Annotated in this window: 10 protein-coding genes; 4 read left to right on the top strand and 6 right to left on the bottom strand. The window is 62.8% G+C overall.

Annotated elements, in window-relative coordinates; genetic code table 11:
• Window positions 1–15 precede the first annotated feature (15 nt).
• The 4 genes from Pla108_RS08755 (at window position 16) to Pla108_RS08740 (ending at window position 5,613) form a co-directional block, all read left to right on the top strand.
• A complete protein-coding gene (locus Pla108_RS08755; RefSeq protein ID WP_231934396.1) occupies window positions 16–858 on the top strand; it encodes a LacI family DNA-binding transcriptional regulator in 843 nt (280 codons plus the stop codon).
• A 431-nt stretch (window positions 859–1,289) separates the two neighbouring features.
• Window positions 1,290–2,738, top strand: a complete 1,449-nt coding sequence (locus tag Pla108_RS08750) for a hypothetical protein (RefSeq protein ID WP_146444563.1) — start codon at window positions 1,290–1,292, stop codon at window positions 2,736–2,738.
• A gap of 58 nt (window positions 2,739–2,796) precedes the next feature.
• Entirely contained in the window at window positions 2,797–4,023 is a 1,227-nt protein-coding gene (locus tag Pla108_RS08745) for a DUF1559 domain-containing protein (RefSeq protein ID WP_261342518.1), read from the top strand.
• Between the two features lie 132 nt (window positions 4,024–4,155).
• The gene (locus Pla108_RS08740; protein ID WP_146444562.1) at window positions 4,156–5,613 is read left to right on the top strand and encodes a glucoamylase family protein; all 1,458 of its coding nucleotides are present in this window, start codon (window positions 4,156–4,158) and stop codon (window positions 5,611–5,613) included.
• Here the strand turns inward: Pla108_RS08740 and Pla108_RS08735 are convergent.
• The 6 genes from Pla108_RS08735 to Pla108_RS08710 form a co-directional block, all read right to left on the bottom strand.
• Window positions 5,610–7,979, bottom strand: a complete 2,370-nt coding sequence (locus Pla108_RS08735) for a BNR repeat-containing protein (protein WP_146444561.1) — start codon at window positions 7,977–7,979, stop codon at window positions 5,610–5,612. The two genes, Pla108_RS08740 and Pla108_RS08735, sit on opposite strands and share 4 nt — an antisense overlap.
• The gene (locus Pla108_RS08730) at window positions 7,976–8,392 is read right to left on the bottom strand and encodes a hypothetical protein (RefSeq protein ID WP_146444560.1); all 417 of its coding nucleotides are present in this window, start codon (window positions 8,390–8,392) and stop codon (window positions 7,976–7,978) included. The genes Pla108_RS08735 and Pla108_RS08730 overlap by 4 nt, the downstream gene beginning before the upstream one ends.
• Before the next feature lie 59 nt (window positions 8,393–8,451).
• Window positions 8,452–9,441, bottom strand: coding sequence for a DUF1559 domain-containing protein (locus tag Pla108_RS08725; RefSeq protein WP_146445080.1), 990 nt, complete (start codon window positions 9,439–9,441; stop codon window positions 8,452–8,454).
• Between the two features lie 87 nt (window positions 9,442–9,528).
• Window positions 9,529–10,299, bottom strand: a complete 771-nt coding sequence (locus Pla108_RS08720; protein ID WP_146444559.1) for a hypothetical protein — start codon at window positions 10,297–10,299, stop codon at window positions 9,529–9,531.
• A gap of 62 nt (window positions 10,300–10,361) precedes the next feature.
• Window positions 10,362–12,194: a PEP-CTERM sorting domain-containing protein gene (locus tag Pla108_RS08715; RefSeq protein WP_146444558.1), complete on the bottom strand. Its 1,833-nt coding sequence runs from the start codon at window positions 12,192–12,194 to the stop codon at window positions 10,362–10,364.
• A 76-nt stretch (window positions 12,195–12,270) separates the two neighbouring features.
• A complete protein-coding gene (locus Pla108_RS08710; RefSeq protein WP_146444557.1) occupies window positions 12,271–13,263 on the bottom strand; it encodes a PEP-CTERM sorting domain-containing protein in 993 nt (330 codons plus the stop codon).
• Between the last annotated feature and the right edge of the window lie 46 nt (window positions 13,264–13,309).

The following is a 13,309-nucleotide window of genomic DNA, read 5'->3' as shown; positions in this document are numbered from 1 at the left end:
TTCGCGCGGGGTTTGATGCTCCGCAAGAGCAACGTCCTCGGCTTGGTTCTGCCCGACCTGCACGGCGAGTTCTATTCGGAAATCATCCGGGGGGCGAATCTCAAGACACGCGAGTTGGGCTTTCATTTGCTCGTTTCGTCCGTCAGCGCCGACGACGATGGGCAGGACGTGTTGTCGGTCGTTGGCGCCCAAGGCCTTGTCGATGGCATTGTCGTCATGGTCACCGAGATGAGTTCCTTGATCCGCCGGACCCTGGCGAATTCGTCGACGCCACTCGTGGTGCTTGACGGGGACATCCAGGGCGCGAAGCACGACACGGTCACGATCGATCACCACAACGGCGCCGAGGCCTTGGTCCGCTATTTGGTGTCGTCGAACCCACGCGGGCGTATCGTTTTTCTCGGCGGCCACGAGACCAACCTCGACACGATCGACCGGTTGAACGCCTACCGTAAGGTGCTCGCTGAGGTCGGAATTCGGCCCGATCCGGATGACATCGCCCACCTCGACTACAGCTACGAGACCGCCTTCGATTTCGCCTCCGAACGGGTCCGCGATTGGGCCGCCTCGGGCGTGACCGTCTTCGCCGCCAACGATGAAATGGCGGCCGGCGTGGTGGATGCGGCGATCGCCGCCACCCTCGCCGTTCCTGACGACCTCCGAGTCGTCGGGTTCGACGATACCCGGATCGCCCAGCTGACCCGCCCCCGGCTTACGACCGTCCACGTGCCGATGGCCGAAATGGGCTCCAAGGCGATCGAGCTGCTTTGCCAGCGTTTGGCCGAGCCAGATCGTCCCTCGACGCGGGTAACTCTGCCCACCCGCCTCGTGGTGCGCGAGTCTTGCGGCACGCTGTAGACGCGTTCGCGGCCTGCGTGAACGCTGCCCGGGCGCTGCGAGTTTGCCAAAACAGGGTCGAAAAACCACACTGAAAGCGCTTGCAAAGGTCTGCAAGACGTGATTTACTGCGTGTGAGCGGTCCTTGGTGCAGCGACCCGTCGTATGTCGGGGGCCGGAGCATCGCGGACACCCTACTTATCAGCATCTACTTTTCATCGCCCCGTTAGGCGTAAAGCCCACCGGGGCAAGTTACTGCACGGTGAGTCTCCGCGAAGCGGTTTCTCGCTCGACTTCCAATAGCACAGACGCACTTCCGTTGCGCAGCTTGTTGCGATTGGAGTCACTTATCCTCGAATTGACTTCTCTGCTGGTTGGCCACCTCTAAAGGAAAGCTTCTCATGTCGATCCCATGGCGAATTTTTGCGTGTTCTCTCCTAGGCTTGGCGGTCTTGGGATCTACCCAGGGAGCTTCGGCGATTGAGTTGCTGACTTCGGGTGGATTCGAAGTGCCGCCGGTCGCCGCAGGCCCCGAAGTTCCGTCCTGGACACTGCTTGAGTATGTGACGGCTAATCCATCGATGCTGGTCAACTCGGCGGCGCTGCTGGGCGGCGTCGCCGACAACCCGATCGATCCCCTCAATATCGATACTAACCATCGCGGCCTCTGGTTCCGGCCCTTCGTCGGCACCACCGAAGGGGCGACCCCCGTGGGACCCGTTGACGCGATTCTTTCGCAGACGGTGGCCGCAGCACCGGGCCAGACCTACACCTTCACCGGCGACGCCCTGTTCGAGGCGAACTACTTGGGTGGCATGGAGGAACCTGGCTTCCGGACCGAATTCGAGATGGCCTTCCTCGATTCAGGTGGTGCCGTGATTGGCTCACCGATGATCCGCGACTTGACGCTTGAGTTGATCAACGGCCTGGGCTACTCGGGCACCAACGGCAACCCCGAAGTGGCTCCCATCGTCGGGGTCGCGCCGGCCGGCGCCGCGTCGGTGCGAGTCCGGGCGCAAGGCCTCAGCATGACAAGAAACAACGTGAATACGGGACAGCAGTCGGCGTTCGTTGACAATTTCTCGCTGACGACATCGGACGCTCCGACGATGGAGCTACTGATGAACCCGAACCTCAATATCTTGCCGCCGGTTCCACCGACCGCCGAAGAGATCCTCTCAGAGTACTTTGACTTTGTTGAGAATCCCGACACCTCGACGGACATCATTCGCGGGGCGGGTTTCGCCAACAACCCTGACACAGGTGGCTCTAACGGCATCTGGATCAGCCCGTACTTGCCGCTTGCGGCGGGCGGCTCGGGGACCGTCAGTCAAACCGTCGCAGGCACGCCAGGCACGGCGTACACCTTCAGCGCTGGGGCTCGTTGGGAGCCCGCATTTGTCGGTGATGAGAGCCTGACCGACGAGAACAAGACCGTGATTGAGTTGGCGTTCCTAGATTCCGAAGGCGGGTTGATCGACTCGGTCGTTCTCGACCTTCGTGATGACGGAAAAACTGCCGCGGCCAATAGCTGGACTACGCACTCGGTCACGGGTACCGCTCCAACTGGCACGACGGATGTCCGGGTCTCGGGGATCATTAGCAACTTCGCTGCGGCCGAATCTGGTCAACAGTCGGCGTTCTGGGACGACTTCTCGCTGATGGTCGCGGCGACCGGTCTGCCGGGCGATTACAACGGCGACAACGTGGTGGACGCCGCTGACTACACCGTGTGGCGCGACGGGGGATCTCCCGATAGCAGCCCGGCTGGGTACACGCTGTGGGCGAACAACTACGGCGCCACATCGGCGCCAGGCTTAGCGACCACCATCCCCGAGCCTGCGGCGGGTCTGCTCGTTGTTCTGGCCCTGCTTGCCGCCTCAACGCGGCGGACGAACTGAGTGTGATTGAGTTACTTGTCACTCGGTGCCCACCCGGGCAGGAGCACTCCAAAGAGAAATGGCGATGACTATGGAAAATCAATCCGAAAACTTATCCAGACGTCTTGGCTTTACCCTGGTCGAGTTGTTGGTGGTAATCGCCATCATCGGTATTTTGGTCGCCCTACTCCTACCCGCCGTACAGGCCGCCCGAGAGGCGGCGCGGCGGACGCAGTGCAAGAACAATCTGAAGAACATCGGGCTGGCCGCCCAGAACTTCTACGACAGTTACAACCAGTTCCCGACGGGGGGCACCAGCGCGGGGGTCTTGATTGAAAACTTTTTGGCGGACACATTCTCACAACCAACCGCCAACTTGCGCCAAGGCCCACCGAACGGACCGCAGGAGCAAGGGCTTTGCGCGTTCTACCAGCTGCTCCCCTATCTCGAGGAAAACTCGTTATCGGGCATCGTGCAATCTTCACAGCTCTCGAAGTATCCGATCTCGTTGTACAACTGTCCTTCTAGACGCGGCGTGACCGTCGGCGTTTCTTCGGGAATCAGCCTGATTGACTACGCCGGCGTCTCGGCGGCGCCGGCACGATCCGAAATGGCCAGCGCGAGCGATATGGATGCGATGCTCGCCAGCCCGCTAAACCCCTCGCCGCTCAATCGATTGATGCAATCAACCCAGGGATGTGCTCCCTGTGGCGGAGGCGTGCCCTCGGCCCCTCAGGTGAACGGCTTGAAGGCGAGACCTCAAGAACAACACGTTCAGTTCCGTGGCGTCATCCAAAGGACCGACTACTTGCCGAACCCGCCGAGCGGAGAGCGCTCAGGATTCGGCATGAAAATGACGTTCGCCAAAATCACTGACGGATCGAGCAAGACGATGCTGATCGCCGAAAAGTGGGTGCCGCAAGAGTTGCGGGACGGTGTAGGCTACCAGCCTGAAGGCATGTCAGAAAGTATAAACGCGGGCGACGACCGCGGATGGGCGGACGGCTGGGACTGCAATAACATGCGGACGACTCTGTTTGCTCCCCGCTCTGATAACGACATTTCGTCGCCTCCTGGCAAGTCGGATCAAAGCAGTGTCTCTCGGGACGCTCAGCTAACCAACTTATTTGGTCCAACGAACGCTTGTGACAATGCCGGTGACTGGTTCCTGGGATCGGCGCACTCGGGGGGAATCAACGCCGTTTTTGCTGACGGGTCGGTCCAATTCTTATCGTTCGATATTGATGTCGAGAACTTCAATCGATTGGGCCATCGTCACGATGGCGAGACAATCAGTGGTTTGTAAGTATCGGATCTTTGCCTCATTCCAAGCGAAAATGCGTTTCTGCGGGGTGGTGAGAGAGGGAGCGGGTTTGGTCCGCTCCCTCTCTCATTTGGTAGCGCCTCCGAATCTTCAAATCGACATCTGTAGTTAAGTATGCGAAGCCTTCGCCGGGGCCTCCCCGCCGCCTTTGTACTGATTGCTTGCCTGGTGGGACCCACTCCAGCCCGCGCCGTGGACCTCTTCCTCGACGACCTCGAGCGGCGCACCTTCCAGTTCTTTTGGGAGACCACCCCGCAGGACAACGGCCTGACACCGGACCGTTGGCCGAGCCCCTCGCCGTCGAGCATCGCCGCCGTTGGCTTCGGTTTGACCGCCTACACCGTCGGCGTCGAACGCGGCTGGGTGAGTCGGGAAGACGCGGCCGAGCGGACCATGACGACGCTCCGCTTCTTCCGTGAATCGGCTCAGAGCCAGGACCCTAGCGACTCGACGGGGTGGCGTGGCTTCTACTACCACTTCCTTGACATGAAGTCCGGCAGAAGGTGGCGGACGTGTGAGCTGTCGAGCATCGACACGGCGCTATTGATGCTGGGCGTGCTCGCGGCCCGTGAGTACTACGACGGCGACGCCGCTCCGGAGCCCGCTATCCGTGAGCTGGCCGACGACCTCTATCGCCGTGTCGAATGGGATTGGATGCAGCCACGCCCGCCGCTGCTGGCGATGGGGTGGAAGCCCGAAGCGGGCGGTTTCGGCGGCGCCGATTACCGGGGCTACAACGAGGCGATGTTCCTCTACGCGCTGGCGCTGGGATCGCCGACGCACCCGATCAAGCCCGCCGCCTGGGACGCGTTCACATCGACCTACGAGTGGGCCGAGTTCTTAGGTTCCGAGCACGTCAATTTCTCCCCCCTCTTCGGCCACCAGTACACGGCGTGTTGGGTGGACTTGCGGGGCGTCAGCGACGATTACCTGCGGGCGCGAGGCCTCGACTACTTCGAGAACTCCCGTCGTGCGACGCTCGCTCAACGACGCTACGCGATCGCGAACCCAAACGGCTGGCGCGATTACGACGCAGATGTCTGGGGCCTCACGGCGTGCGACGGTCCCGCCAATGTCGAGCAGGTTTATCGAGGCGACAAGCGTCGGTTTCACACCTACCTGGCGCGAGGCGCCAGCGCGGACGGGGTCATTGACGACGGCACCATCGCTCCGACCGCAGCCGGTGGTTCGCTTCCCTTCGCTCCGGACGAGTGCCTCGCCGCGATGCGGACCATGCGGGAGCGTTACGGCGACCGGCTCTACGGCAAGTATGGGTTTCGTGACGCGTTCAACCCGAGTTTTCGCTATGCCAACGTCGCGCTACAGCGTGGCGTTGTAGATCCCGAGAAGGGCTGGTTCGACACGGATTATCTGGGCATCGACCAGGGGCCCCTTCTCTTGATGGCGGAGAACTGCCGTACCGGCTTTGTTTGGGACCTCATGAAGCGGAGCCCCTACCTGCGGGTAGGCCTTGAACGGGCCGGATTCCGCGGTGGCTGGCTCGACGGCGAGCCGCCAAGAGGGGCCGCCACGACAGGCCGAGCTGCCAAGGTAGAACGCGGGGCAAACTAGAGCGGGTGGCCTCGCCGCATCGACTGAAGCAATACGGCGACGACAAGGCCCACGATGCCGACCGGCTCGGGAACCCCGGCGACGTTCGGCGCTAGCGTAGCGCCAAAGTTGTCGCGCCACCGTGCGTAGTCGTCGAGACTGACCAGGCCTGGCGTGACGTCGCCCGGCAGCGTGGCGAACTGATCCAACTGATCACGCCAAACCGTGTAGTCGGCCGCATCGACGATGCCATCCGCGTTGTAGTCGCCTTCCAGCGTCGCGGTGAGCGACTGGTATCGGACGACGCCCCGTCTCGGTGTCGACTCGCCCACCACGAGATACTCGAAGATCAAGTCTTGCTGGGCCGTCGGATCGAAGGGAGCGCCCAAATCAAACCCGTCGTCTCCGACGAGAGACAGTTCGCCGTTGGGTAGCAACTCGGCGAGCGAGTTGGGGGAAGGATTCGCTTCCTCCCAATCACCGCCGGCGGCGTTGGCGAGACTCACCCATTGGCTGGGGCGCAGACCCGCCGAGTCGGAGACAATCCGGTATCCGTCGATCGCGACCGAGAAGGCCGACGTATTCTCTAGCCGCGCGGCTCCGGTCGCTGCGTTGACGAAGAGGGTGAGATTGTTCGACGACTCACCGACGTACTTGACCGTGGCGGTGACGGGTTCGCCCTCTCCGGCCGAGTAGGTGAACGTCAGGTCCTCCGGTCCGTCGACCCCGAAGGCAACTCCGTTCGCGTAGGGAGAGCCGATGCCGACCGACGCGCCGGCGGGGAACGACAGGGCGGTCGGCCCCTGCTCACTCAATTGTGTCGGGCCCGCGGTCTCCGTTTGCCAACCGGTGACGCCCTGGTCCGACAGCCCGATCCACCCCGCAGGGTCGAGCTGGCCTGACGGGGACGACACCAAGAAGGAATCCGCTTCGACCGCTGCGTCGGAAGCGTTGACGATCGTCACCCTCCCCGAAGAGCGATCCACGCTGAGGGAGAGCTTGGGTGCGTTCAGGCCAGCGAAATAGGCCCGGGCGTCCCACTCGAGGACGGAAAGCGTCGAGTTCGCTTGCCCGAGTCCGACCGGTTGGTAGAGCAGGTGCAGTTTGTTTTCGCGTTTCCAAAGATCGACATCGTAGTTCGGCTCGTACGTCCCGAGGCCCTCGGTCGAAAGGTCGACGAAGTCCCAGTTCACGCGGTCCTCGCTGTGGGCGATTGTGATGACGTCGCCACGCTCGTCGTACCGCATGGCGACAATCACGCGGTCTTCGTCATCGACGACCACGATCGGCCGGGCTAGGTCGCGAACGGTCGAGGCCCCTTGCTTCGGCTCCGGCGCCCGGTTGGTGATCTGGGAGGTCTGCCAATCGGTCCCGTCGTTGTAAACAAGCATGTACTGGCGTGTGTGGTTTCCCTGCTGCGCACCGGGCGCCCACCAGGTGGCCATCACCGGAAGATCGTTGGCGTCGGTCGTCATCGACGCCTGGTTGATCAGCGAGCTCTGCTCGGGGATCGCAACGGCAATTTCTGAATGAATCTCTCCGAAGGGGAGCGGGTAAAAAGACCCATCGCTCCGCTGCCAAGTGGCGCCGTTGTCGGTGCTCTTGGCGTAGTAGAGATTCTTGTTGGTTTGAAAGTCGGGGGTGTCGCGCACCGTCCACGAGAAGTGGATGGCGCCCTGCGAGTCGAACGCGAGCGTGTTCGGGTAGTTGTTCACGCTAGGCAGCCCGTCTCCGGCGATGCTGCCATCGAAAAGCGGTCGGTGCAGGGCGCTCCACGAAGCCGTGGCGTTGTCGTAGCGGTTGACCTGCGTGTCACCGTTCCCCGAGCCGCCGGTCCGGTACATGAAAAGCAAGTCTCCGCCCGGTAGGTCGTAGAACTGAGGGTAGGTGACGAGCCCCTCGTCTAGCGGGGCGACCATGTCAATCTCCGCGCCAAAGGCGATCGGCGCGGCGCCAGTCACCGGCTGCGTCGATTTGATGTAGCGCAGATCGTCGTTGTGCATGCCCCATGACAGGTGCATGTAGCCGTCGCCGTCGACGCCGAAGGCGATGACGTTGTGGTCATCGGTGAGGCCCGAGTTGTTGTCCGTATAGATGGTGCTGAACTCGTCCCACTGCGCGGAGCCGTGCGTCCGACGGGCGACCGTCACCAAGCCGTTGTCGTCGTAGTAAGCGGCGAACTGCTGATCGCCGATCGTCTTCAACGAGTTCTGACGGAACGCGACATGGTTCATGCTGTTCGCAGCGAACGCGCCACCGATTGGTACGATCGAGACATCAACGGCGGCGGAAGGGATCGCTATGAGGCCCAACACGAAGACGAGGCCGAGACGTTTGCAACTATCAACAAGAAGTGGGCGGCGTTCCAAGGTGATGCTTCGATTCATTGCTTTTCGATAAACGGCCCTTTGCCGTCCCAGGTTAGGTCGATGACGAGGTCGTCCGTCGCGCCGTCAATGGTGATCTCGATCCCTGAGGTGTTTTCGTTCGCGTACTTCTTGGGAGCGTGCCAACGGGTGGTCCGCTCGTTGATGCCCTCGGTGGCGGTAATCGACACCTTGTGAACGCCGGGGATGGCGCCGTCGTTCTTCTCGAAGCAAGACAACGTGAATCGGCCCTCAGAGTCGAGGCGCCCGCTCGCCGCTCGCGTCTCTGGCTGGACAAACTTGACCATCCCGAAAGGGACGGGCTGGCCATCGATGAGCACTTGGCCAGCGACCGGCGCCCGCGTTGGGCGACCGTCTCCGCAGCCGCAGGCCAGTAGCAGTAGCAGCGCCGGTGCGTAGAGTGTCCGTTGCATTCTTGCTCTTCTCGGTACAGTTCGCTGTCTCGCCGCGAGAACGCCCCGCGGAGGTCGGCCTACTCGACGATGACCTCGCCCTGACTGCGCGTCGAGATCGCCTGATACAGCTCATCCGACATGGCGTCGGTGAGGAATGACACGTGCCCATCCCCAAACTGGAAGTTCCCTCCACCGGGATGCGGACTTGAGAACGTACAATTGGTGAAACCGCCGGGGCCACCCGCTTCGGCGGCGTTTTGGACAACCGCCCCGACATCGACCGGGTAGTTCAACGGCAAATAGGTTGATCGCATGAGATTGCAGCGGTTGCCGTTGGAGTAAATGCTCGAGCTGTTCGGGTCGTGGCCATTCTTCGTCTCGCCGGTGAAGAACGTCTTGCTAAGGCCGTCGGTGATCTCAGGGATGCGGAAGCGGCGGCCGTAGACGAACATGCCGGTGTTGTCGAACTTCACGTCGTTGCCGGGAAAGGGCGTCGTCGGACCGATCGGCCCCATCGAGAGCCCGTAGCTCCCCGCCCTCACGGGGATGTCGGCGCGGCCGCTGGTCGGCACGTGATGCTTGTAGAGCGCGTACGGCTCAGAGTTGTCACTCGGGCAATTGAAAAGCTCCACACTCTGTGCGAGCGCCCGCTCGACATCGGGATTGCGGTACCAATTGTTGGAGGGGTCGACGTACCAAATGGCGACGTCATCGATGTGCCAGAGGTCGAACAGCTGCTGTTCTTCCAAGTAGGGAAGCGTCGGCAGGAAGGCGCTGGCCCCACTCTTGCCCATGTCGCCGCCTCCGAGGCCCTTACCAAGATTCTGGCATTCCTTAGCGACGAGGTTGTTGTCGCAACCCTGACGGCCCGCTGGGAACGAACCCGCGGTGTCCTCATAGCCGAGGAACGCCAGTCCAAACTGCTTCATCTGGTTCACGCACTGCATGCGGCGGGCCGACTCGCGGGCCGCTTGGACCGCTGGCAGCAGCAAGGCGACCAGCACCCCGATGATCGCAATGACCACCAGAAGCTCGACGAGCGTAAAGGCCGAGGGCTTGCGTGACATGCTATTGCTATTCCGTCGCTAGAGATTAGAAGAAACGCCCCGCCGGCAGAGAAGCACCACCGGCGGGGCGCCAAAGCTTTTCTGTCGTCAGTCCTTACGCCGAACGGCCGCCACGGCCGCCAATGCGAGGGCTGCCAGACCCGCAGCAGCCGGTTCGGGAACGGCGGTGACTCCGGTGAGGACAAGGTTGCTGACCGAGGCGCCGGGGCCCGCCGCGTCGTTTCGGTCGCGGCTCAGTCCAATGCCGGCGATGCCGGTGTTTGCCGTCGCGGCAAGGTTGAAGACGCCTTGCGACGCGCCGTTGAAGAAGTATTCCGCCGTCCAAGTGGGATCGGCCGTATTCAGCACAATCCCGATATCAACAGGCGAGTTCGGGTCGGCGATATCGCCACCGAAGGCGCCGTTCGCGGTCCCGGGGCCATTGAATGCTTCCTGATCGTTGCCGCCGCTGGCGCGAGTGAGGATCCAAGCGTGGGCCCCGTTGTTCGAGTGACGGACGCTAAAGTCCGTGACGGTCCAGTCGCCACCCGACGGGAGCGCCGGCATGAAGCCGAGAGCGACCCACGAGCCCTGCGAGTTGGCGACGGTCGCCGAGAGGGAGTAGATGTTGCCGGGAGCGGGAACGAAGGGGAGGAAAGCGGCTTCTCCGTTCGCTCCACCAGCAACGACACGGTTGATCGTGCCGTCGTCGAGGAAAGCCGGGCCGGACTGCCACGCGACACCCGCGGTGTCGTCCGTCGTGCCATTGAGCGCGCCGCCGGCGCCCGCGAACGACTCGGATAGCAGCGTCGCGGCCGGAGCGGAAGAAGCGGCGGCGGCAAGCGTCGCCACGAGGCTTGCCAATCGAAGGTGTCTCATCAGAACTACTCCAGAAGTGAAAAGAAAGAATCGCAGAACCGTTTAAAAGATCCTCAGCCCCTCTACGCCCTTGAGCGACGACGTCCACTTGCCAGCAGCAGACCCGCGAGGATTCCCGCCAGCGCGCCCGGCTCAGGAACGGCGACCGACAAGGCCGCGGTCGCGCCGTAGTTGCTAGCCCACACCGTGTAGTCCACCGCCGCCACGCCGCCTGGGGAGGTGTCGCCGGGTAGCGTCGTGGCCGTGCCGAGCGCGTCGCGCCAGACGGTGTAGTCGGCAGCGTTGACCGTGCCGTCATCGTTGTAGTCACCTGGAAGGAGCACCTGCGCCGGGGCCGCTTCGTAGACGACGACACCGGTACGGGCGGCCGCCTCGCCTGCCAAGAGGTACTGGAACACCAGGTCCTCGGCTCCACCGTTGACAAGCCCCCCCAGATCGAACGACCGGTGCACACCGAGCTCGGTTATCCCGCTGTCCATGAGTTCCGAAACGCGTGCGGCGGACGGGTTCGCCTCGACCCAAGCTCCCCCTTCGACGCCCGCATCATCGAGGCTTGTCCACGCCGCTGTGTCGAGTGCGCTGGACTCGGAGGTGATGGTGTAGGCCTCAATCGCCACGTTGAAGGGCGACGCATTCCGCAGGGTCGCTTGTCCCGTGGAGGGATCGACATAGAGGACCAGATCGTTGATCACCCCCGCCCCGGTGTAGCTGACCGTGGCGGTTATGTTTCCACTCCCGGGCGCCGTGTATTGGAAGGTCAAGTCTTCCGACGGCGCGCCAAACTCGGTCGGAGCGGCCGGGTTGTAGACGCCGCCGAGGTTGAACGAGACCCCGCCGCCAATGGTCGTTGCGTTCGAGCCGTTGATGATCTCGTTCAGCGCGGAGGCGGAGGGATTGGCCTCGGTCCAACCCGAACCGATCTGGCTCGCGAGCGGATTCCAACCACCCTGCGACAGAGAGCCGTTGGGCGACCGGACCGAGTAGCCGTCGAGAACCACGCCGGTGCTGCCCGGGTTGGTGATCGAAACGACGCCTGTCGCCCGATCCACTTGCAAGACGAGTTGCTGCTCGAGGAACAACTGCACAAGGGTGTCGCCGCCACTGGGAACCGAGCGAACATTCAAAGCCTGGCCCGCTCCAAACGTGGCGCCGGCGACGTTGATCGCGCTAAAAGCGCCGCTCACCGTCGACGCCGAAAACAGGTTCCACGTGTCGCTGATGGACGGCATGTAACCATTGAACTCAACACTGAGCGCGCCGCCGAGCGTCGCCGTCGCGCCTACATCGATGGTTGAATGACTTGGGCCGGTGATGTCGGCGATCAGGTTATGCGTACCGGTCAACGACAGCGAGTTAGTGGTCGCGAATTGCACATCCGGTCCGGTTACCCGCGTGGTGCGGGCGAGCGACGCACTGCCGGCGTTCACGGTGGCTGTCCCGGACAGATTGATTAGACTTCCGGCCTCACCCGCCGAAGACAGGCTCAGTGCGGTGAGCGAACCGCCCGTGACTTCGAGTGTTCCGGTTCCCCCTTGGCCGACTCGGAGACTGCCATCCGCCGGGAAATTCACATCCTCTGCGAAGACGATCGACCCACCCGTCACTCGCAAAGTCCCGGACTCGCCCGCGTTCTGGCCGAGGACAAGACCGCCCGCGGTCGGGGAAACCCCCGCGACGGTTGCGACGCCGCCGCCGTTGATGACGGCGGAATCTTCATTGATAACGTCCGGAACCGACGCGGGATTCCAGTTGGAAGCGGTGTTCCAGTCGCCGGCGCCGGAGCCGTCGCCTCCGAGATTCCATATCGAAAGCAAGGAGCCGGCCGGCTGCGCGATCGCGGCGGGCCCTGCGGCCAGCAGCGACGCCAGAGCGGCGGCGGGTAGTAGGTACTTCATGGCGATTCGCCCTTTGGTTTTGCTGAGTGTGCTGAGTCGGGTTATCCGCGGGTGCGTCACACGTTGCGTCGAGCGTTCACGCACGCCGACGCGATCCTCCAACGGACCCAAGGCCAACCAGAACCATCAGCAAAACCGAAGCGGGCTCAGGAACGGAGAACGTGAACTGGCTCGCCAGGGCGGGGCCGGCGGCGTCCTTCCATTGCCGGTAGTCAGCGAAGTCAACGGTTCCGTCACCGGTAAGGTCGCCCTGCGTACGGAGGGCGCCGGCGAGGAACAGGTTGTCGCGGATAAAGCCGAAATCGACGCCGTCGACATCCCCGTCGCCATCGACGTCACCGAACAGCGTCAGCGGGCCTGTCAGCAAGAAGTTATCGAAGGTCGGCACGCCTGTGGTCGCATTGTCGAAAGAAAGCCCGACGAAGTTGATGTCAGTCACCGGGATGTTCACAACCTCGTTGCGGAGCGACGCCCCATTGATGCGCCAGTCGGCGGTGAAGCTCGAGCCGTCACCGGTGGTGTCGATCTGAATCTCCAGCTCGTTGTTCGCATTAAAATCGAGGCCTGTCGTATCGAGCGCGAGTCCCCCTAAGGTGCGCAGACCGGCAAACGACTCGACGGCGTTCGCGGCGCCATTGTTGCGGTACAGCATCCAAGCGATGCCCTCGGTCTCGTTCGACATCCGGTCGTTCAGGTCGCTGGCCCCGGGTGCGCCGATCGCGTCCCGAGTGAAGCCCAGCGCGATCCACCGATCGGTCGTGTTCGTCACGTTCATCGAGAGCGTGTAGACCGAGTTGACGAGCGGCTGAAACGGCAGGTAGGCGCCCCCTTCGTCGGCTCCATTGATCGTGCCATCGGCGTTGAACGCGGAACTGGCACCCCAGGCGACCGAGCCATTCTGCAGCCCTCCCGATTCAACGAGGACGCCGTTCAGCGGGCCGGTGCCGGAGAATGAGTCGGCGTACAGCGTCTCCTGGGCGGCAGCCCCGGAGCCAAGCGAGAAAACACCGACGACGGTGGCGGCCGCGACTCGACTGAGGATTACGCGAAACAGACGAGAATTTTTCATAGTGGGACGTTCCTTGGCGTGACGTTCGGCGGATTTCGCCTGACAG

The sequence above is a fragment of the Botrimarina colliarenosi genome (assembly GCF_007859955.1).
Lineage (GTDB): Bacteria > Planctomycetota > Planctomycetia > Pirellulales > Lacipirellulaceae > Botrimarina > Botrimarina colliarenosi.
Note: the sequence above shows the minus strand (reverse complement) of the source record. Positions and strands in the feature narration are given on the sequence as shown.

Excerpts from the sequence above, each read along its gene's own strand:
- Pla108_RS08715 (WP_146444558.1), bottom strand. The coding sequence starts at position 12,194 with ATGAAGTACCTACTACCCGCCGCCGCTCTGGCGTCGCTGCTGGCCGCA.
- Pla108_RS08725 (WP_146445080.1), bottom strand. The coding sequence starts at position 9,441 with ATGTCACGCAAGCCCTCGGCCTTTACGCTCGTCGAGCTTCTGGTGGTC.
- Pla108_RS08755 (WP_231934396.1), top strand. The coding sequence starts at position 16 with ATGCTCCGCAAGAGCAACGTCCTCGGCTTGGTTCTGCCCGACCTGCAC.
- Pla108_RS08720 (WP_146444559.1), bottom strand. The coding sequence starts at position 10,299 with ATGAGACACCTTCGATTGGCAAGCCTCGTGGCGACGCTTGCCGCCGCC.
- Pla108_RS08735 (WP_146444561.1), bottom strand. The coding sequence starts at position 7,979 with ATGAATCGAAGCATCACCTTGGAACGCCGCCCACTTCTTGTTGATAGT.
- Pla108_RS08730 (WP_146444560.1), bottom strand. The coding sequence starts at position 8,392 with ATGCAACGGACACTCTACGCACCGGCGCTGCTACTGCTACTGGCCTGC.
- Pla108_RS08745 (WP_261342518.1), top strand. The coding sequence starts at position 2,797 with ATGGCGATGACTATGGAAAATCAATCCGAAAACTTATCCAGACGTCTT.
- Pla108_RS08710 (WP_146444557.1), bottom strand. The coding sequence starts at position 13,263 with ATGAAAAATTCTCGTCTGTTTCGCGTAATCCTCAGTCGAGTCGCGGCC.
- Pla108_RS08740 (WP_146444562.1), top strand. The coding sequence starts at position 4,156 with ATGCGAAGCCTTCGCCGGGGCCTCCCCGCCGCCTTTGTACTGATTGCT.